The sequence below is a fragment of the Paenarthrobacter sp. Y-19 genome, from assembly GCF_029223985.1.
Lineage (GTDB): Bacteria > Actinomycetota > Actinomycetes > Actinomycetales > Micrococcaceae > Arthrobacter > Arthrobacter nicotinovorans.
The window spans coordinates 2834950-2852905 of the sequence record NZ_CP119414.1 but is presented as its reverse complement, the minus strand read 5'-3'; the positions used below and the strand labels follow the sequence as shown (position 1 = coordinate 2852905).

At 62.6% G+C, this 17956-nt stretch carries 15 protein-coding genes; 9 read left to right on the top strand and 6 right to left on the bottom strand.

The features are described 5' to 3' along the window. Window positions 1-34: 34 nt before the first annotated feature. The 4 genes from PYR64_RS13320 to PYR64_RS13305 all read right to left on the bottom strand — a co-directional run bounded on the left by PYR64_RS13320 (window position 35) and on the right by PYR64_RS13305 (window position 2733). Window positions 35-1096: a TadE/TadG family type IV pilus assembly protein gene (locus PYR64_RS13320; protein ID WP_275775650.1), complete on the bottom strand. Its 1062-nt coding sequence runs from the start codon at window positions 1094-1096 to the stop codon at window positions 35-37. Next, window positions 1084-1494, bottom strand: a complete 411-nt coding sequence (locus tag PYR64_RS13315) for a TadE family protein (RefSeq protein WP_189075245.1) — start codon at window positions 1492-1494, stop codon at window positions 1084-1086. Before PYR64_RS13315 ends, PYR64_RS13320 begins: the two co-directional genes overlap by 13 nt. 95 nt (window positions 1495-1589) lie before the next feature. Continuing rightward, window positions 1590-1787 carry a Flp family type IVb pilin gene (locus tag PYR64_RS13310; RefSeq protein WP_064721600.1) on the bottom strand — a complete coding sequence of 66 codons (198 nt, stop codon included), beginning with the start codon at window positions 1785-1787 and terminating at the stop codon, window positions 1590-1592. Window positions 1788-2106: 319 nt separating this feature from the next. After that, entirely contained in the window at window positions 2107-2733 is a 627-nt protein-coding gene (locus PYR64_RS13305; RefSeq protein WP_275775646.1) for a prepilin peptidase, read from the bottom strand. A gap of 305 nt (window positions 2734-3038) precedes the next feature. Between PYR64_RS13305 and rplM the strand changes: the two genes are divergently transcribed. The 3 genes from rplM to glmM all read left to right on the top strand — a co-directional run bounded on the left by rplM (window position 3039) and on the right by glmM (window position 5563). After that, window positions 3039-3482, top strand: coding sequence for a 50S ribosomal protein L13 (gene rplM / locus PYR64_RS13300; RefSeq protein WP_011775554.1), 444 nt, complete (start codon window positions 3039-3041; stop codon window positions 3480-3482). Window positions 3483-3521: 39 nt separating this feature from the next. Next, on the top strand, window positions 3522-4031 hold the full coding sequence (gene rpsI / locus PYR64_RS13295) for a 30S ribosomal protein S9 (RefSeq protein ID WP_018776652.1): 510 nt from the start codon (window positions 3522-3524) through the stop codon (window positions 4029-4031). 167 nt (window positions 4032-4198) lie between these two features. After that, window positions 4199-5563 (top strand): phosphoglucosamine mutase, encoded by a 1365-nt coding sequence (gene glmM, locus PYR64_RS13290; RefSeq protein ID WP_026266997.1) that lies wholly within the window; start codon window positions 4199-4201, stop codon window positions 5561-5563. Between the two features lie 8 nt (window positions 5564-5571). On the opposite strand, the gene PYR64_RS13285 is transcribed toward glmM, so the two are convergent. Both PYR64_RS13285 and coaA read right to left on the bottom strand, forming a co-directional pair. Then, window positions 5572-6429, bottom strand: coding sequence for a M15 family metallopeptidase (locus PYR64_RS13285; RefSeq protein WP_275779959.1), 858 nt, complete (start codon window positions 6427-6429; stop codon window positions 5572-5574). A 21-nt stretch (window positions 6430-6450) separates the two neighbouring features. Next, window positions 6451-7422 (bottom strand): type I pantothenate kinase, encoded by a 972-nt coding sequence (coaA, locus tag PYR64_RS13280; protein ID WP_018776649.1) that lies wholly within the window; start codon window positions 7420-7422, stop codon window positions 6451-6453. Window positions 7423-7561: 139 nt separating this feature from the next. Between coaA and glmS the strand changes: the two genes are divergently transcribed. The 6 genes from glmS to treZ all read left to right on the top strand — a co-directional run bounded on the left by glmS (window position 7562) and on the right by treZ (window position 17887). Beyond that, window positions 7562-9445: a glutamine--fructose-6-phosphate transaminase (isomerizing) gene (glmS, locus tag PYR64_RS13275; protein WP_018776648.1), complete on the top strand. Its 1884-nt coding sequence runs from the start codon at window positions 7562-7564 to the stop codon at window positions 9443-9445. Window positions 9446-9449: 4 nt separating this feature from the next. Next, window positions 9450-9797, top strand: a complete 348-nt coding sequence (locus PYR64_RS13270; RefSeq protein ID WP_018776647.1) for a holo-ACP synthase — start codon at window positions 9450-9452, stop codon at window positions 9795-9797. 15 nt (window positions 9798-9812) lie between these two features. Beyond that, window positions 9813-11390 (top strand): NAD(P)H-hydrate dehydratase, encoded by a 1578-nt coding sequence (locus tag PYR64_RS13265; RefSeq protein WP_275775642.1) that lies wholly within the window; start codon window positions 9813-9815, stop codon window positions 11388-11390. Between the two features lie 68 nt (window positions 11391-11458). Then, window positions 11459-13753 carry a glycogen debranching protein GlgX gene (glgX, locus tag PYR64_RS13260; RefSeq protein ID WP_275775640.1) on the top strand — a complete coding sequence of 765 codons (2295 nt, stop codon included), beginning with the start codon at window positions 11459-11461 and terminating at the stop codon, window positions 13751-13753. Then, entirely contained in the window at window positions 13750-16062 is a 2313-nt protein-coding gene (gene treY, locus PYR64_RS13255; RefSeq protein ID WP_275775638.1) for a malto-oligosyltrehalose synthase, read from the top strand. Before glgX ends, treY begins: the two co-directional genes overlap by 4 nt. 52 nt (window positions 16063-16114) lie before the next feature. Continuing rightward, entirely contained in the window at window positions 16115-17887 is a 1773-nt protein-coding gene (gene treZ, locus PYR64_RS13250) for a malto-oligosyltrehalose trehalohydrolase (protein ID WP_275775636.1), read from the top strand. The last annotated feature ends 69 nt before the right edge of the window (window positions 17888-17956 follow it).

Genomic DNA, 17956 nt, shown 5'->3' with positions numbered 1-17956 from the left:
TTATTGCACTTGGAGTTTTCTCCCAGATTGATTGCTACTTAGTGAGTTGGACGCCCAAGGCGCCGTACGTGGTTGGACCGCCCAGAGTCGCGGCCTCCGTCAGACTTACTTTTTTGATGAATGTGCCGAACAGGCCGGTGTCGCTGTTGCCCAACTTCAACGACTTCTGCAACGCCGCAGCATCGGAGGACATATACGTTGGGCCGCCACCAGTGAGATGCCAGCCTCTAAGTGAAATCTCGGCAAATGCTTCGATTTTGAAGACTTTGCCGGATGGAGCGGAATTGCAGGGGTTTGTGCCCGAGCCCTTCTTGACGGGGCAGTACGTGTTGAAGACGGGAATAAGGACTTCAACAGGTTTGCCGGCCTTGAGCTTTGCTTCCCATGAAGCGAAAGTGGAGCTGCAGGTCGAGTCAAAGTCATTGCCCGGGTTGGAATTGATCCAAGGATTGCTCACGTCGAGATGTATGGTGCATTGCCCCGTGTGATCGAGCCAGCCAAAGCCTCCGGGAACTTCGAAGCCCGAAGATGACTGGTGTGGGCAGGCGTACGCGGGGTCATCGGTCAGTTTGGTCCCATGGACCGGAAAGAACTGGAGGCCTTTGGTGAAGCTCGGGTCCGACTCACACTTGGAGAACGTCAGCGGCAACGCATCGGTTGCCTTGAAACCACCGAATTTCGCTTGCGATTTAGCTTTGATGTCGGCCGTCTCAATGCCAAGAGCGCGGGCAAACACCAGGGAGAAATGGTTATCCCCGGAGGTGCTGCGTGATTGGGTAGTGATATCGACGGTACCGGTACTGAGGTTGACTGATGCGACCGGCGCATTGCTGACGCCGTCAAGGGCATTCATGCCGGCCAGGGAGGTCGCGGCCGACGACGGAGCGGCGCAGTCGCTTGAGCTGGCGCTCTTCGCACAAGCCTGGGCGATGCCGATGGCGGCTGAGTCAGCACCATTCTGCAGTTGCGCGTGCTCGGAATACATCATCGCCACATCGACGGCGAAAGCGGTCATGCCCAAGAGCACCACCATGAGAATCGCTGTCATGGGGGCCACTGCTCCCCGCTCGGGGTCGTCATGCTTCAGCCGCCACATCGCATGACTCCTTTACCCGAGGTCTTCAACTGCGACGGGATTCCAGGCACCAGGCCTGGAAAGCCTGTCATCCACGGTGTGCTGTAGGAAACGGTGACCGTCACATTGCAAGGGGTCGAACCTGATGACACAACCGCCACATCCCCCGGCTTCAGGGCAACCGACGGGGCAGCAGCCACTCCCGCGGCCTGAGCAGCGGCAACACTGTAGCCCGCATCGGACTGATGAATTGCGGCGTAGCGTGCTGCCTCCCGGGCGGCTTCCGACAACGAGATCTGGATGTTGAAGGCCCGACCAAACTCAAAGATGCCGAGCACCAAGACGAGAAATATCGGCAGCACCAAAGCGAACTCAACAGCGACCGCACCAGACTGGCCCTTGGTCTTTTTGGATCTCATTGCTTCTCCCAGATGAATGAGTCCGGGCCGGCTGCAGCCGATGGTTCATCGGAGCAGCCGGCCCGGGTATCGAATTGAAGCCGGCCAAGTCCGGGTTACGGCAGGGTGTCAGCTACGGTCTTGAAGCCCTTCAAGACGTCCTGGCCCAGAGTGGCCACGGTGCCGACGATGATGGCGGCGATCAGGGCCACGAGCAGACCGTATTCAACGGCTGTCGCGCCCTTCTCTTCCCGGGTGAAGCGGTCCTTGACGCCGGCAATAAATGCGATGGTGTGGATCATGAAAGTAGACATTGGAAAATCCTTCCCAGAAATGATTTTGTTTGAGGGTAATAGATGGTTATTGCGAGAGTGCAGATTTGTCCGAACTCGAAGGGCTGTTATCGCTTTTGCCGTTCGGAATTCGATGACTCAAGAATTGCCCAGCCACACCAAAAGCCACAATGCGTAGCCGTACTCGATTTATTTGGGCATGCATTACTTGCCGTATGGGCGCGGTGGAGCGAAGTACTCGGTTTCGGCCTCTGAACAGCCGGGAACTACTTGGTTCCGACAGGAGACCTACTAATGGGGAAGCTACGTCAAGCAGGGATAAGCACGTACTCAGCCAGGCTCAGTGCAGGGCGAGGATTACACCAAAAGCCGCGAGAACCATTGCCGGCCCGTGGGCTGTTTCGGCTGGCTTTTCCGCGGAACGTAGGCGCAACAACGCGACCGTCAGAACTCCACCCACCACGAATCCAAGCAAGCCGCCGAAGAGTACTTGCTGCCAACCCAAGTAGCCCAAGTACATTCCAAGTGGTGCCGCGAGCTTCACATCGCCCATTCCGAGGCTTCCGGGCGAAATCAGCCCCAATATCAGGTAGCCAACGAAGAGTATGAAGCCGCCGGCCAGTGCTCGGAGCAGGTCTGTCCACCCAGGCTCAAGCATCGAAGACACGGCAAGGAGCCCCATTGCGCCGATAAGCAGGGCCAAAACAAGCGGATTCGGCAGCAAATGAAGTGTGAAATCAATACGTGAAAGTTGCACCCCAATAAGGGCCAGGAAAAGAAAAGCCGGCAATTCGGCCCCTAATCCAAACCGCCACGCAAGCAGAGCAAAGAGCAGCGCGGTGACCACCGCCGTCGTGATCCGTATCTTCAGGGAGGGGAGGCCGCCGAGTCGCGGCAGCGTCCGCGCGATCAGCAACTCGGCCGCCGGACTCAGAAGGAGGCCGGCGAGAGCCAGCAGAAGCGGCATGGCAAGTCCGTCAGTCACGTGCACTCCCTCATTAACACAGGTTCACCCCTGTGTGCTCACCCCATTTTGACCCGGGCGCCCCGTTGAAGGTATTGTTTAGAGTCGTTGTGCGTGTCCTATCTCGATGACACATGCCTACAGGGGGATCCAGTTGCAGGATCGCTAACTCCATGGGCATTTCGAGATCCTGGGATAACTGGTACATAGAGCCCTCACCTCTGCTCCGGTAGCGCATACATAGTAGGTACACGCCTCACTGCGTGTCGCCTAAAACATGAACGCCAGAACAAGAACGAGGCAAAACCGTGCGTACGTACACCCCGAAGCCCGGCGATATCAACCGCCAGTGGCACGTCATTGACGCCACCGACGTTGTCCTTGGTCGTCTTGCCAGCCAGACCGCAACACTGCTGCGCGGAAAGCACAAGCCGACCTTTGCGTCCCACATGGACATGGGCGACTTCGTCATCATCATCAACGCTGAAAAGGTTGCCCTCACCGGCGCCAAGCTGGAGCAGAAGCGCGCATACCGCCACTCCGGTTACCCGGGCGGCCTGACCTCCGTCAACTACGCCGAGCTGTTGGAATCCAACCCGGTTCGCGCTGTTGAGAAGGCCATCAAGGGCATGCTCCCCAAGAACTCCCTCGCAGCTCAGCAGCTGGGCAAGCTCAAGGTCTACGCAGGCCCCGAGCACCCCCACGCTGCACAGCAGCCGAAGACTTTCGAAATCACCCAGGTCGCCCAGTAGTCCTGGCCACCAACTAAACTTTTTATTACAAGGAGAACCGTGGCTCAGAACGAAGAACTGACCGCCGAAGCCGTCGAGGCTGAGGAAACCCTCACCAGCTACACCTCTGAAAGCAGCGCCGCTGCTGAAGATGCTCCCAAGAAGGAGCGCCCGGCACTGACCGTTGCCGGCGCAGCTGTTGGCCGCCGCAAGGAAGCCGTTGCACGCGTTCGCGTTGTTCCGGGTTCCGGCAAGTGGACCATCAACGGCCGCACGCTGGACAACTACTTCCCGAACAAGCTGCACCAGCAGGACGTCAACGAGCCCTTCAAGATCCTTGATCTCGAAGGCGCCTACGACGTCATCGCCCGTATCCACGGCGGTGGCATCTCCGGCCAGGCCGGTGCCCTGCGTCTCGGTGTTGCCCGCTCGCTGAACGAGATCGACGTCGACAACAACCGCGCCACCCTGAAGAAGGCCGGTTACTTGAGCCGTGACGCCCGCGTCATCGAGCGCAAGAAGGCTGGTCTCAAGAAGGCACGCAAGGCCCAGCAGTACTCCAAGCGTTAATTCGCTTCGCCCCATTACAGGGGTATCGGAAGCCCGTTCCGCCGTTTCGGTGGGGCGGGCTTCCGTCATTTAACGCTGCCGTCACTGCGCACGCGCGTGGACCGGGTCAAGACGCTCCGGTGGCCCGATGAACAGGTGGTGCCGTGGCGTCGTCTAAACTTGACCCGATGTCTAGATTATTTGGAACAGATGGCGTGCGCGGTCTCGCGAACGGATTACTCACCGCTGAACTGGCTATGCAGCTCGCGCAGGCGGCCGCCGTCGTACTCGGCCACGACCGTGCGACAGACGGAAAGCGGCCCCGCGCCGTGGTAGCCAGGGACCCCAGGGCCAGCGGTGAATTCCTCGCCGCCGCCGTGGAGGCCGGGCTTTCCAGCTCCGGTATCGACGTTTACGACGCCGGTGTCCTCCCCACCCCCGCCGCGGCCTACCTGGTGGCAGATCTCGACGCCGACTTCGGCGTCATGCTGTCCGCCTCCCACAACCCTGCGCCGGACAACGGAATCAAGTTCTTCGCCCGGGGCGGCCAGAAGCTTCCCGACGACGTCGAGGACGCCATCGAAGCGCAGCTTGGCAAAGAGCCACAGCGGCCCGTAGGCGCCGACGTCGGACGCATCCAGCGCTTCTCGGACGCGGAGGACCGGTACATCGTGCACCTGCTCGGCACGCTCCCGAAGCGCCTGGACGGCCTGAAGGTGGTGCTTGACTGCGCCCACGGTGCCGCGAGCGGATGCTCGCCCCAGGTATTCAAGGACGCCGGCGCGGACGTGGTGGTCATCGGAGCAGAGCCTGACGGACTGAACATCAACGAAGGCGTAGGTTCAACCCACCTGGGTCCGTTGAAGGAAGCCGTGGTCAAGCACGGCGCAGACCTTGGCGTGGCGCACGACGGCGACGCGGACCGCTGCCTGGCCGTCGACCACGAAGGCAACGAAGTGGACGGTGACCAGATCATGGCGATCCTGGCGCTGGCACTCAAGAAGGCCGGCAAACTCAAGGATGACATTCTGGTTGCCACGGTCATGAGCAACCTCGGGCTGAAGATCGCCCTTCGCGATGCCGGCATCACCATCCGGGAGACCGGCGTCGGCGACCGCTACGTGCTTGAAGAAATGCGCGACGGCGGTTACAACCTTGGCGGCGAACAGTCCGGCCATGTGATCTTCTCCGATTACGCAACCACAGGCGACGGCGTCCTGACCGGACTGCAGCTGGCAGCCCAAGTGGCCCTCACCGGCCGCACGCTCCAGGACCTTGCCGGCGCGATGACCAAGCTTCCGCAGCTCATGATCAACGTCAAGGGTGTCGACAAGGCGCGTGCCGCCACTGACGAAGGCGTTGCCGCGGCAGTGGCTGCAGCCGAGCTCGAACTCGGTGAGACCGGCAGGGTGCTCCTCCGCCCTTCAGGCACCGAGGCCCTGGTCCGCGTCATGGTGGAAGCGGCGGACATGGAAACGGCCGAGCGCATCTGCACCGAGCTCGCTGCCGTGGTCAAGGAGCGCCTGGGCGCCTCCAGCGAACTGGCCGTCTAAGAACCGGGCTACAGGTAGTCCGGAGCAGCTTCAAGCCCGAAGTACTCTTCGAGAGTCGTGATGCCGCGTGTGGCCATGTCCACCGCGGCATCCACTCCGATGTACCGGAGGTGCCAGGATTCGTAGAAGTAGCCTGTGGTGTCGTGGAACATCCAGGGGTACCTGACGACGAATCCGAACTTGTGCGCATTGGCTTTGGCCCAGACCGCTGCAGGCTGCTCGGCGAAGCATGGCTGGAAGCTGCACGCTCCGCCTCCGTCGCCGATATCGAATGACCAGCCTGTCTGGTGTTCGGAGTGTCCCGGCCGCGCGGAGGCGCGATCGGCTGCGGCCTGCCCTGTGCTGGCAACATATCCGTTGTAGGTGGACACCTGCGTTGTGTAAGAACGATAGCCCGAAGCCAGCGTCATGATGACGCCCTCCGATGCCGCTGCCCCGAACATCCTCTCTGCGGCAGCCGCCGTCGTGCTGTTCAAAAGGGCCGCTTCGCCGCTGACGGCGAGTCGGATGGCCGGCTGCACCAAGTCGGCCGGCACGAAGTCCTGAGGATTCAGCGGCCTGTGCTTGTTGACGATCACCCAGGGGCTGGTCGGATCGGTCAGGGAGTGCTGGGTCTTGATGGTGCTGGAAGGGGCCGGGCCCGGGCTGGTGGCCGCGGTGGGCTCTGCTGTGAGCTCTGCTGTGGCGGACGGCGTTGGTGTTGCGGCAGCGGCGCTTGAAGCTGGTGCAGGAGCCGCCACGTCGGTTTGGGCCGGCATGCTTGCGGCAGCAGGGGAGGGAGCCCCGTCCTGTGGCGTGCATGCCGTCAGGGCGGCGAGGCCGGCACTGACTGTGAGCAGCCCGGCGAAAGCCCGGCGGCTGGGCATCGGTGTGATTTCGTTCGGCAACTAGACCTTCCTCAGCAGCATGCGCCTGATGGAGTGGTCTGCATCCTTGGTGAGCACCAACTGTGCCCGACCACGTGTCGGCAGCACGTTTTCCTTGAGGTTGGGCTCGTTGATGCGCTTCCAGATACCCCGGGCGGTGGACTCGGCGTCGTCGTCCGACAATGTGGCGTAACGGTGGAAGTATGACTCGGGCTGGGCGAAAGCCGTACTGCGCAGCTTCCGGAAGCGGTCCACATACCATTCCTCGATGTACGAGGTCTTGGCGTCGACGTAAATGGAGAAATCGAAGAAGTCGCTGACGGCCAGGCCCTGTTTGCCGTCCATGCGGGGCCGTGCCGGTGCCAGCACATTCAAACCCTCGACGATCAGGACATCGGGGCGGCGCACAACGACTTCCTTGCCCGGCACGATGTCGTAGGTAACGTGCGAATACCAGGGCGCCCGGACTTCCTCTGCGCCGCCTTTGACCTCCGAAACGAAGCGAAGGAGCCCCCGCCGGTCGTAGGACTCCGGAAAGCCCTTGCGCTCAAGCAGGTGCCGGCGTTTGAGCTCAGCCAGGGGGTAGAGGAAGCCGTCCGTCGTAATGAGTTCCACGTTCGGCGTTCCTGGCCAGCGGCGCAGCATCTCGCGGAGAACGCGGGCGATGGTGGACTTGCCTACTGCCACGGAACCGGCCACGCCGATCACGAATGGCGTGCGCTGGGTTTGCTCACCAAGGAAGGTGGTGGTTGCGGCGTGAAGCTGGTGGGATGCCTGGACATAGAGGTGAAGGAGCCTTGAGAGGGGGAGGTAGACCTCCCGGACTTCCTTCATGTCCAGGGGATCGCCGAGCCCGCGCAGACGGAAGATGTCCTCTTCGTTGAGGGGCTGCTCCATCTGTGCTGCAAGCCTGGACCAGGTCTGGCGGTCCAGCTCGACAAACGGGGAAGCGCCGTCGCCATTAGCTTCGGTGCGTTGCAAAGTCACGATCATGATTCTGCCCTCCGCGCGGCTGATCAGGAAATGCGCGATGGCTGGGGGATGAATTATGGGTGCCGTAAAGGTCGCCAGGGACCCCATGAAATGGGATGTCCCACATCAGGTGTTTGCGTTAGCCGTTAGGCTTGTACCCATGTGTGGAATCGTAGGCTATGTTGGCAATTCGTCTCGCGAGGCAGCTGGTTACAGCGCCCTTGACGTCGTGGTGGAAGGGCTGCGCCGTCTGGAGTACCGCGGCTATGACTCCGCCGGCGTCGCAGTAGTGGCTGATGGGGCCATCTCATCCCGTAAAAAGTCCGGCAAGCTGAGCAACTTGATCGAGGAACTGGAAGCGCATCCCGTTCCCAAGTCCCTGACAGGCATTGGCCACACCCGGTGGGCCACGCACGGCGGCCCCACCGACCGCAACGCCCACCCGCACCTTTCCGATGGTGGGCGGTTGGCTGTCATTCACAACGGAATCATCGAGAACTTCGCCGAGCTCCGTCAGGAACTGCTCGCCAAGGGCGTCACGTTCGAATCCGAAACGGACACCGAGGTCGCTGCGGCACTTCTGGGAGACATCTTCCGGAACCAGCTCAACGGCGACGGCGGCAACCTCACCGAAGCGATGCGCCTCGCCTGCCAGCGGCTCGAGGGTGCTTTCACGCTCCTGGCAGTGCACGCTGACCAGCCGGACGTAGTTGTTGCTGCCCGCCGTAACTCTCCCCTGGTCGTGGGATTGGGCGATGGCGAGAACTTCCTCGGCTCCGATGTCTCCGGCTTCATTGACTACACGCGCCGCGCTGTGGAACTGGGCCAGGACCAGATCGTCACGATCACCGCGGACAGCGTTGAGATCACCGACTTCTTCGGTGCACCGGCTGAAGGCAAGGAATACCACGTTGACTGGGACCCGGCTTCGGCTGAAAAGGGTGGCTTCAGCTCCTTCATGGAGAAGGAAATCAACGACCAGCCCGACGCTGTGGCACAGACCCTCCTGGGACGCTCCGACCTCAACGGCAAGCTGACGCTGGACGAACTCCGTATCGATCCCGAGCTTCTCAAGCAGGTGGACAAGATCATCGTCCTCGCCTGCGGTACGGCAGCCTATGCCGGCCTGGTGGCCAAGTACGCCATCGAAAACTGGTGCCGCATCCCCACCGAGGTGGAGCTCGCCCACGAGTTCCGTTACCGTGACCCGATCGTGGACTCCAACACCCTGGTGGTTTCCATCAGCCAGTCCGGCGAAACCATGGACACCCTCATGGCCGTCCGTTACGCCCGGGAACAGGGTGCCAAGACGATCTCGATCTGCAACACCAACGGTTCCACCATTCCGCGCGAATCCGACGCCGTGCTCTACACGCACGCCGGTCCGGAAATCGCTGTCGCCTCCACCAAGGCGTTCCTTGCGCAGATCACGGCTGCCTACCTCCTGGGCCTCTACCTGGCCCAGCTGCGCGGCAACATCTTCTCCGGCCAGATCAAGGATGTCCTCGCGGACCTGAACAAGATCCCGGCCAAGATCCAGACAATCCTGGACAACGCAGGACCGCTGCGCGAGCTGGCCCGCAGCATGAAGGACGAAAAGTCCGTGCTGTTCCTCGGCCGTCACGTTGGCTACCCGGTTGCCCTCGAAGGCGCCCTGAAGCTCAAGGAAATCGCCTACATCCACGCAGAAGGCTTCGCCGCCGGCGAGCTCAAGCACGGGCCGATCGCCCTGATCGACGACGGCCAGCCGGTCTTCGTCGTCGTGCCGTCCCCGCGTGGCCGTGACTCCCTGCACTCCAAGGTGGTCAGCAACATCCAGGAAGTCCGCGCACGTGGTGCACGCACCCTGGTCATCGCCGAAGAGGGCGACGAGTCGGTCAAGGACTACGCAGAGCATGTCTTCTACGTACCGGAGACGCCCACGCTGCTCATGCCGCTGCTCACCACGGTTCCGTTGCAGATCTTTGCTGCCGAACTGGCCGGGGCGAAGGGATACGACGTCGATCAGCCGCGTAACCTCGCCAAGAGCGTGACCGTAGAATAACGGCATGATTGTTGGCATTGGCGTAGACGTCGTAGACATTGAGCGGTTTGGCCGGCAGCTTGAACGGACTCCCGGGCTGAGGGATCGCCTGTTTGTGCCCGCCGAGCGTGAACTCAACACACGTTCCTTGGCTGCCCGTTTCGCAGCCAAGGAAGCAGTGGCCAAGGTCCTGGGCGCACCGGCAGGCATGAACTGGCAGGATTGCTGGATCGGCCTTGACCAGAATGGTCCAACCATCCAGGTCAAGGGAACTGTGCTTGCCGTCGCTGAGGCCAAGGGCGTCAAGCGTTGGCACCTGTCGATGAGCCACGACGGCGGCATCGCCACGGCAACCGTCCTCGCTGAGGGCTAGACGGACACCTAAACAATGATCAGCGCCTTCACCGGACAACAGATCAGGGACGCGGAACAGCCGCTCCTGGACTCCGGTGAGGGCGCTGTTCTTATGGAACGGGCAGCGTACGGCCTCGCCCAGGCCGTGATCCGTGAGCTGAAGAAAAAACGCCGGTTGGCTGGTGCATGCGTCACGGTTCTCGCCGGCAAAGGCAACAACGGCGGCGATGGCCTTTATGCTGCCGCGTATCTCGCCCGACGCGGAATGCGTGCGACGGCGGTACTCGCCGGCGATTCCGTCCACGCGGAAGCATTGGCTGCTCTTCTCGCCGCAGGTGGGCGGGTTTTGCAGCTCGGTCCTTCAAATGCCGAAGAGCTCGCGGTTCTGTTTGCCGGTGAGGACGTGATCATCGATGCTCTGCTGGGTACCGGCGCCCGCGGGGGGTTGCGCGAAGCCCCGGCCGAGCTGATTGCCGCGCTGCAGGAACTCGGACCACGGCTGGTTGTCGCCTGTGACGTCCCAAGCGGGCTGGATGCAGGCACCGGGGAGGTCCACTGGCCCGTGCTGGATGCCGATGTCACGGTCACGTTCGGTGGTGTCAAGGCAGGGCTCCTGACCGATCCGGGTGAGGGCTGCGCGGGGCGGGTGGAACTGGTGCAGATCGGCATCGAGGCCGGGCTTCAGGACCAGGCGCCGGAGTTGCGGCGCCTGACCGACCCGGACCTTGGCGCCTTGCTGCCCCGCCCCGGCCGGAGGTCACATAAATACTCCCGCGGTGTCCTGGGAATTGTTGCAGGCTCGTCCCGTTTTGCCGGCGCCGCTGTCCTGGGTGTGCACGCCGCAGCCCTCGCCGGGGTGGGTATGGTGCGCTACGTCGGCCCCGGGTCCGCGGCGCGAATGGTTCTCTCCCGGACCCCGGAGGCCTTGTGGGAAGACAAGGATCCGGGCCGGGTCCAGGCATGGGTAGTGGGTCCGGGCGTCGACGGAGAAGAGCAATTGGGCCGTGCAGCGGCTGCCGTGGAGGCGGCCTTGGGCCATGACCTTCCGGTAGTGGTCGATGCCGGGGCGCTGAGCCTCCTCCCGGACCGTTGCCCGCCCCAATGGATCCTTACACCGCACGCCGGCGAACTCGCGTCCTTGCTGGATTCGCTGCCGTCCACGGGCGAAGTTGCGGTGACGCGGGCCGACGTCGAATCCCGGCCCCTGCACTTCGTACGCCAGGCGGCCCAACAAACCGGAGCCACAGTGCTTCTGAAGGGTGCCACGACACTTGTGGCGTCGCCGTCGGGAATTGTTTTCAGCCAGTCGGAGGGCATCCCCTGGATGGCGACCGCCGGCAGCGGCGATGTCCTGGCCGGAGTGCTGGGAGCGTTGCTGGCTCAGGCCGCTGAAGAGATAGGCGGCGACGACGGCGCGTATGCCGGCTTGGGCCTGGACGCTGCGGACCGCTGGGCTGCTGTGGCGGCCGTGGCGGCGGGCATCCACGGCAGGGCAGGGGCCCTGGCGTCGGCGGATTGCGACGGTGGCCCCCTTACAGCCTCGGCAATTGCTGCGGCTGTGCCGCGCGTTATTGGTTCGCTCAGCGCGGAATACGACCGAACAATACCGTAAGGTTACTGTCGTTGTCAGGGTACTGAGTAGGCTTGCAACAGTTGTTCGCATCATCAAGAGGAGAACGCATGGAAGTCTGGCCTGGATCGGCTTATCCGCTGGGTGCCACCTTTGACGGCACCGGCACCAACTTCGCGCTATTCAGCGAGAAGGCCGAAAAAGTGGAGTTGTGTCTCTTTGACGACGACGGCGGCGAAGTCCGCGTAGAAGTTACCGAGGTAGATGGTTACGTATGGCACTGCTACCTGCCGCAGGTGCAGCCGGGACAGAAGTACGGCTACCGGGTTCACGGGCCCTACGATCCCGACGCCGGTCAGCGTTTCAACCCCAACAAACTGCTGCTGGATCCGTACGCAAAAGCCATCCACCGGCAGATCGACTGGGATCCGTCCCTTTTCTCCTACAACCTGGGAGACCCCGATTCGCGGAATGATGAGGACTCAGCGCCGCACATGATGCTGGGCGTCGTCATCAACCCGTTCTTCGATTGGGACGGCGACAAGCTCCTGAGGATTCCCTACCACAAGTCGGTCATCTATGAGGCCCACGTCAAAGGCTTGACCCAGCTGCACCCGGAAGTCCCCGAAGAGCAGCGCGGCACCTACGCCGGCGTGGCACACCCTGCGGTCATCTCGCACCTGCAGAAGCTCGGGATCACCGCAATCGAACTGATGCCGGTGCACCAGTTCGTCAACGACGGCATCCTGCAGGACAAGGGCCTGAACAACTACTGGGGCTACAACACCATTGGTTTCTTCGCGCCCCACAACAGCTACAGCTCCAAGGGCGACACCGGCCAGCAGGTCCAGGACTTCAAAGCCATGGTCCGTGCGCTGCACACCGCGGGAATCGAAGTCATCCTGGACGTTGTGTACAACCACACCGCCGAAGGCAATCACCTGGGGCCCACGTTGTCGTTCAAGGGCATCGACAACTCCGCGTATTACCGCTTGGTGGAAGATGACCAGAAGTACTACATGGACTACACGGGTACGGGCAACTCGCTGAACGTCCGCAGCCCGCACTCCCTGCAGCTGCTGATGGACTCCCTCCGCTACTGGGTCACGGAAATGCACGTCGACGGCTTCCGCTTCGACCTCGCCTCCACCCTGGCACGCGAGTTCTACGACGTTGACAAACTCTCCACCTTCTTCGAACTCATCCAGCAGGATCCCGTGGTTTCGCAGGTAAAGCTCATCGCCGAACCGTGGGACGTTGGTCCCGGTGGTTACCAGGTTGGCAACTTCCCGCCGCAGTGGACGGAATGGAACGGCCAGTACCGCGATACCGTCCGTGACTTCTGGCGCGGGGAACCCTCGACACTGGGCGAATTCGCGTCCCGGCTGACCGGGTCGGCTGACCTGTACGAACACTCAGGCCGGCGGCCGGTGGCATCGATCAACTTCGTCACCGCCCACGACGGCTTCACGCTGGCGGACCTCGTCTCCTACAACGAGAAACACAACGAGGCCAACGGCGAAGACAACAACGACGGCGAGTCCCACAACCGTTCATGGAACTGCGGCGAGGAGGGGCCGACAGACAACCCCATCGTCCTCGGCTTGAGGGCGCGTCAGCAGCGGAACTTCATTGCCTCCCTGTTCCTGTCGCAGGGCGTTCCCATGCTGCTGCACGGTGATGAACTTGGCAGGACGCAGAACGGCAACAACAACGGCTACTGCCAGGATTCCGAACTTACGTGGATCAACTGGGACAACGTGGACCAGCCCCTGATCGAATTCACCGCGGCCGTGAGCGCACTGCGTGCCAAGCACCCCAGTTTGCGGCGCAGCCGGTTCTTCGACGGACGCCCTGTCCTGCGTGGGGAGGGCGAGCGGCTCCCGGACATCGTATGGCTGGATGCTGACGCCAGCACCATGAGTCCCTCGGATTGGGATGAAGCCCTGGGCCGCTCCGTTGGCGTGTTCCTGAACGGTGACGGCATCCATGGCCGCGACAACCAGGGCCGCCGCATCACAGACGTCAACTTCCTGCTGTACTTCAACGCCGACCAGGAAGACGTCGACTTCCGGATTCCCTCGGATGAATACGCGCCGGCCTGGGATGTCATGATCGATACTGCCGGAGAGGGAGCCGAAGCGGGCGTCATCAAGCCCGACCAGATCCTTTCCGTTGGCGGTAAGTCGCTGGTGGTCCTCCGTGCGCACAGCACTCCCGAGATCGAGCCGGACCACTCCGTCGCTGCCTCGCTTGCAGCATTGACGCAGACGAGCACCCCTGAAACGGCCTCGATTACGGCTCCCGCCGTCACGTCGCTGCCGTATGACTACAAGGTCCCCGACGAAGGGGACGACGCCGGCGAAACTGCGGAAGCGGGCGAGGCGAAGGGGACCGCATCATGAGGACGCCGGTCTCCACCTACCGTCTCCAGATCCGTCCCGGCTTCACCTTGCAGGATGCCGCCGGACTCACGGGTTACCTGCACTCCCTGGGCGTCGATTGGGTGTACGTTTCACCCATCCTGACCGCGGAGCAGGGCTCGGACCACGGCTATGACGTGACCGATCCCTCCGCGGTGGACCCCTCCAGGGGTGGCCCCGAGGGTTTGGCTGCCCTGTCCAGGGCCGCCAAGGACAACGGCATGGGAATTCTTGCCGACATCGTGCCCAACCACATGGGTGTTGCCACTCCCAAGCAGAACGCCTGGTGGTGGAACCTCCTGAAAGACGGGCGGGATTCCAAATACGCCGAGGCCTTCGACGTGGACTGGGAATTCGGCGGCGGCAAGATCCGGATCCCGGTCCTGGGCAGCGACGACGACCTCGACCAGCTCAAGCTGGTGGACGGCGAACTGCACTACTACGACCACCGCTTCCCCTTGGCCGAAGGAACGTTCGCCTCAGGAGACAGCCCCAAGGATGTCCACTCGCGCCAGCACTACGAATTGATCGGATGGCGGCGGGCAGATGCGGATCTGAACTACCGCCGATTCTTCGCCGTGAATACCCTGGCCGGCATCCGGGTCGAAATTCCCTGGGTGTTCGACGAGTCGCACGCCGAGGTTGTCCGCTGGTTCCACGAAGGCCTGGTGGACGGACTCAGGATCGACCATCCGGATGGGCTTGCCGATCCGGAAGGCTACCTTGCCAGGCTTCGCGAGGCGACCGGGGGCGCTTACCTGCTTGTGGAGAAAATCCTCGAACCCGGCGAGCAACTTCCGGAGACTTTCAGCTGCGAAGGAACAACCGGTTATGACGCCCTCGCGGACGTAGACCGCCTGTTCGTGGATCCAACCGCCGAGGAATACCTCAATTCTTTGGACGCGCGGTTGCGGAACTCGGAGAAAGCGGCCGATTACGCCGAGATGATCCATGGGACCAAGCGGCGGATCGCTGACGGCATCCTGCGTTCAGAGATCCTGCGGCTTGCCCGCTTGGTACCGGTCTCCCTGGAACTGCCGTTCGCCAAGGTGGCCGACTCCCTTGCCGAGGTCATCTGCTGGTTCCCCATTTACCGGACCTATTTGCCCTACGGCGGGAAAACCCTCGTGGAAGCAATCGAGCGGGCCGGCCGACACCGCCCCGAACTCGAACCCGTCCTTGGGAAACTGCAGCCGCTCCTGCTGGATCCCGAAAGTGCTTTGGCGCGGCGGTTCCAGCAGACATCGGGAATGGTCATGGCCAAGGGCGTGGAGGACACCGCCTTCTTCCGCTACACCCGATTGGGCTCTCTCACCGAAGTCGGCGCAGACCCCACGGAGTTCTCGTTGCCCAGCGGGGTCTTCCACGAACGGATGGCCCGGCGCCAGCAGCTCCTGCCGCTCTCCATGACCACCCTGAGCACGCACGACACAAAGCGGAGCGAGGACGCCAGGGCGCGGATATCGGTTATTTCCGAGGCCGTGCCGGAGTGGGAACTTTTCCTTGGAACAGTTCAGCAGCTCGCGCCGATTCCGGACGGACCGTTGGCGGCGCTGGTCTGGCAGTCGATCGTGGGTGCCTGGCCGGCAGACCGCGGGCGGCTTCAGTCATATGCGTTGAAGGCGGCGCGCGAGGCCGGCAACTCCACCAACTGGACCGACCCGAACCCGGAGTTCGAAAGGCAGCTTGCAGCCGCCGTCGACGCCGCGTTCGACGTTCCCGAGGTCGCGGCCGCCTTGAAGAACTTCGTGGCTGAGCTGGAACCATACGGGACCTCCAACTCGCTGTCCGCCAAGTTGATCCAGCTCACCATGCCCGGCGTCCCTGACGTTTACCAAGGCACGGAGTTCCGGGACGGATCACTGACCGATCCGGACAACCGACGGCCGGTGGACTTCAAGGCACGCAAAGAAGCTTTGGCAGCATTGGACCAGGGAGCGACACCGTCGTTCACGGAGGAATCGGCCAAGTTGCTGGTGCTCTCCCGGGCGTTGAGGTTGCGTAGGGACCGGCCCGAGCTGTTCGAAGGTTACTTGCCCGTCGCGGCGCAGGGAGCGGCAGCAGCACATGTGGTGGCCTTCGACCGCGGGTCTGGTCGTCGTGGCGCGCTGACTGTCGCCACGCGCCTTCCCCGTCGTCTTGCACGGGAAGGCGGCTGGCGGGACACCGTCATCGAACTCACGGTGAACTGCAGGGACGAGCTCACAGGGGCGAGCTACGCCCCGGGTGCTGTCCAGTTGAGCACCCTGCTGGAGCGGTACCCTGTGGCGCTGCTGGTACCCACTGACTGACGCCACCACGAATCACGGCAACGCACGCTTAAGGAACGTACAGGGGAACATCATGCTGAAGCACGCTGCTGGAAAGAATCTCTTTGATGTCTGGGCGCCGAACGCGAAAACTGTTCGGCTGGTGGCCGGAGGCCACGAATACGGCATGGAGCAATACGACGACGCCGCTGCCCACGGCTGGTGGCACGCGCCGGCTGAGGCGGTGGCAGGGGGAGTCGACGGCGTGCCGTACGGCTACCTTGTGGACGGAGAAGGACCGTTCCCTGATCCGCGTTCGCGGCGGCAGCCGGACGGCGTCCATGGCCTGTCTTCAACGTTCGACCCGTCCATCCACGAATGGAAGGATGCCGGCTGGAAGGGACGGAACCTCAAGGGTTCCGTCATCTACGAACTGCACCTGGGCACGTTCACGCCGGAGGGCACACTGGATGCCGCCGCTGGAAAACTGGACTACTTGGTGGACCTCGGCGTCGATTTCATTGAACTCCTGCCGGTCAACGGATTCAACGGTGTCCACAACTGGGGTTACGACGGCGTCCTTTGGTACGCCGTGCATGAACCCTATGGTGGTCCCGCCGCCTATCAGCGCTTTGTTGACGCGGCGCACGCTGCGGGGCTTGGCGTCATCCAGGACGTCGTCTACAACCACCTCGGTCCGAGCGGAAACTACCTGCCAAAGTACGGTCCTTACCTGAAATCGGGGGAGGGCAACACCTGGGGTGACTCCGTCAACCTTGACGGCCCGGGCTCCGATGACGTGCGCCGCTACATTCTGGAGAATGCGGCGATGTGGCTCCGCGACTACCACGTTGACGGACTTCGGCTCGATGCCGTCCATGCACTCCGGGACGAACGGGCCGTGCACATCCTGGAGGACTTTGGTGCGCTGGCTGACCAGATCGAGTCTGAAACGGGGATACCGAAAACCCTCATCGCAGAATCGGACCTGAACAACCCGCGCCTCATCTATCCCCGCAAGGACAACGGCTACGGGCTGGAGGGGCAGTGGAGCGACGACTTCCACCACGCCGTCCACGTCAACCTCAGCGGAGAAACCACCGGCTACTACTCGGACTTTGAATCGCTGTCCGTGCTTGCCAAGGTCCTGGAACACGGCTTCTTCCACGATGGCAGCTACTCGAGCTTCCGGGGTCGCCATCATGGCCGGTCAATCCGGCATGACCTCGCGCACCCATCGGCCCTGGTGGTCTGCCTGCAAAACCATGACCAAATCGGAAACCGGGCCATAGGTGACCGACTCACCGCGACGTTGTCCTATGGCAAGTTGGCCATAGGTGCCGTGCTGACCATGACCTCTCCCTTCACCCCCATGCTGTTCATGGGAGAGGAGTTCGGTGCTTCAACGCCGTGGCAGTTCTTCACCTCCCACCCGGAGCCCGATCTGGGCAAGGCCACAGCCGAGGGACGGATCAAGGAGTTCGAGCGGATGGGGTGGGATCCGGCCGTTGTCCCCGATCCACAGGATCCCCAGACGTTCGAACGCTCCAAGCTCAAGTGGGAGGAGGCCGGCGAGGGAGACCACGCCCGCCTGCTCCAGTTGTACAGGGATTTGGCACAGCTGCGCCGAAACACGCCTGAACTAGTCGACGGCGGCTTCGGGGACACCTCCGTCGAGTTCGACGACGAGGAACAGTGGCTGCAGATGTCCCGGGGGAAAATCCGTGTTGTGTGCAACTTCGGTGACGACGCACTCGTGACGGCCCTGGAGGGGTCCTTGTTGCTGTCTACCGATTCCGAAGCTGCCCTGGACGAGGACACGCTGACGCTCCCGGGCGCCAGCGCCGCCGTCGTACGCGTCAACTGACACAAGCAGTGAACCGGGGTGACGGCGCCCACATGGCGGACACCGCCGTCGCCCCGGTTTCCACAGTGG

Excerpts from the sequence above, each read along its gene's own strand:
- coaA (WP_018776649.1), bottom strand. The coding sequence starts at position 7,422 with ATGATCGTGACTTTGCAACGCACCGAAGCTAATGGCGACGGCGCTTCC.
- glmM (WP_026266997.1), top strand. The coding sequence starts at position 4,199 with ATGTCTAGATTATTTGGAACAGATGGCGTGCGCGGTCTCGCGAACGGA.
- treY (WP_275775638.1), top strand. The coding sequence starts at position 13,750 with ATGAGGACGCCGGTCTCCACCTACCGTCTCCAGATCCGTCCCGGCTTC.
- PYR64_RS13270 (WP_018776647.1), top strand. The coding sequence starts at position 9,450 with ATGATTGTTGGCATTGGCGTAGACGTCGTAGACATTGAGCGGTTTGGC.
- glgX (WP_275775640.1), top strand. The coding sequence starts at position 11,459 with ATGGAAGTCTGGCCTGGATCGGCTTATCCGCTGGGTGCCACCTTTGAC.
- PYR64_RS13305 (WP_275775646.1), bottom strand. The coding sequence starts at position 2,733 with ATGCCGCTTCTGCTGGCTCTCGCCGGCCTCCTTCTGAGTCCGGCGGCC.
- glmS (WP_018776648.1), top strand. The coding sequence starts at position 7,562 with ATGTGTGGAATCGTAGGCTATGTTGGCAATTCGTCTCGCGAGGCAGCT.
- PYR64_RS13285 (WP_275779959.1), bottom strand. The coding sequence starts at position 6,429 with ATGCCCAGCCGCCGGGCTTTCGCCGGGCTGCTCACAGTCAGTGCCGGC.
- PYR64_RS13265 (WP_275775642.1), top strand. The coding sequence starts at position 9,813 with ATGATCAGCGCCTTCACCGGACAACAGATCAGGGACGCGGAACAGCCG.
- PYR64_RS13315 (WP_189075245.1), bottom strand. The coding sequence starts at position 1,494 with ATGAGATCCAAAAAGACCAAGGGCCAGTCTGGTGCGGTCGCTGTTGAG.
- treZ (WP_275775636.1), top strand. The coding sequence starts at position 16,115 with ATGCTGAAGCACGCTGCTGGAAAGAATCTCTTTGATGTCTGGGCGCCG.
- PYR64_RS13310 (WP_064721600.1), bottom strand. The coding sequence starts at position 1,787 with ATGTCTACTTTCATGATCCACACCATCGCATTTATTGCCGGCGTCAAG.
- PYR64_RS13320 (WP_275775650.1), bottom strand. The coding sequence starts at position 1,096 with ATGTGGCGGCTGAAGCATGACGACCCCGAGCGGGGAGCAGTGGCCCCC.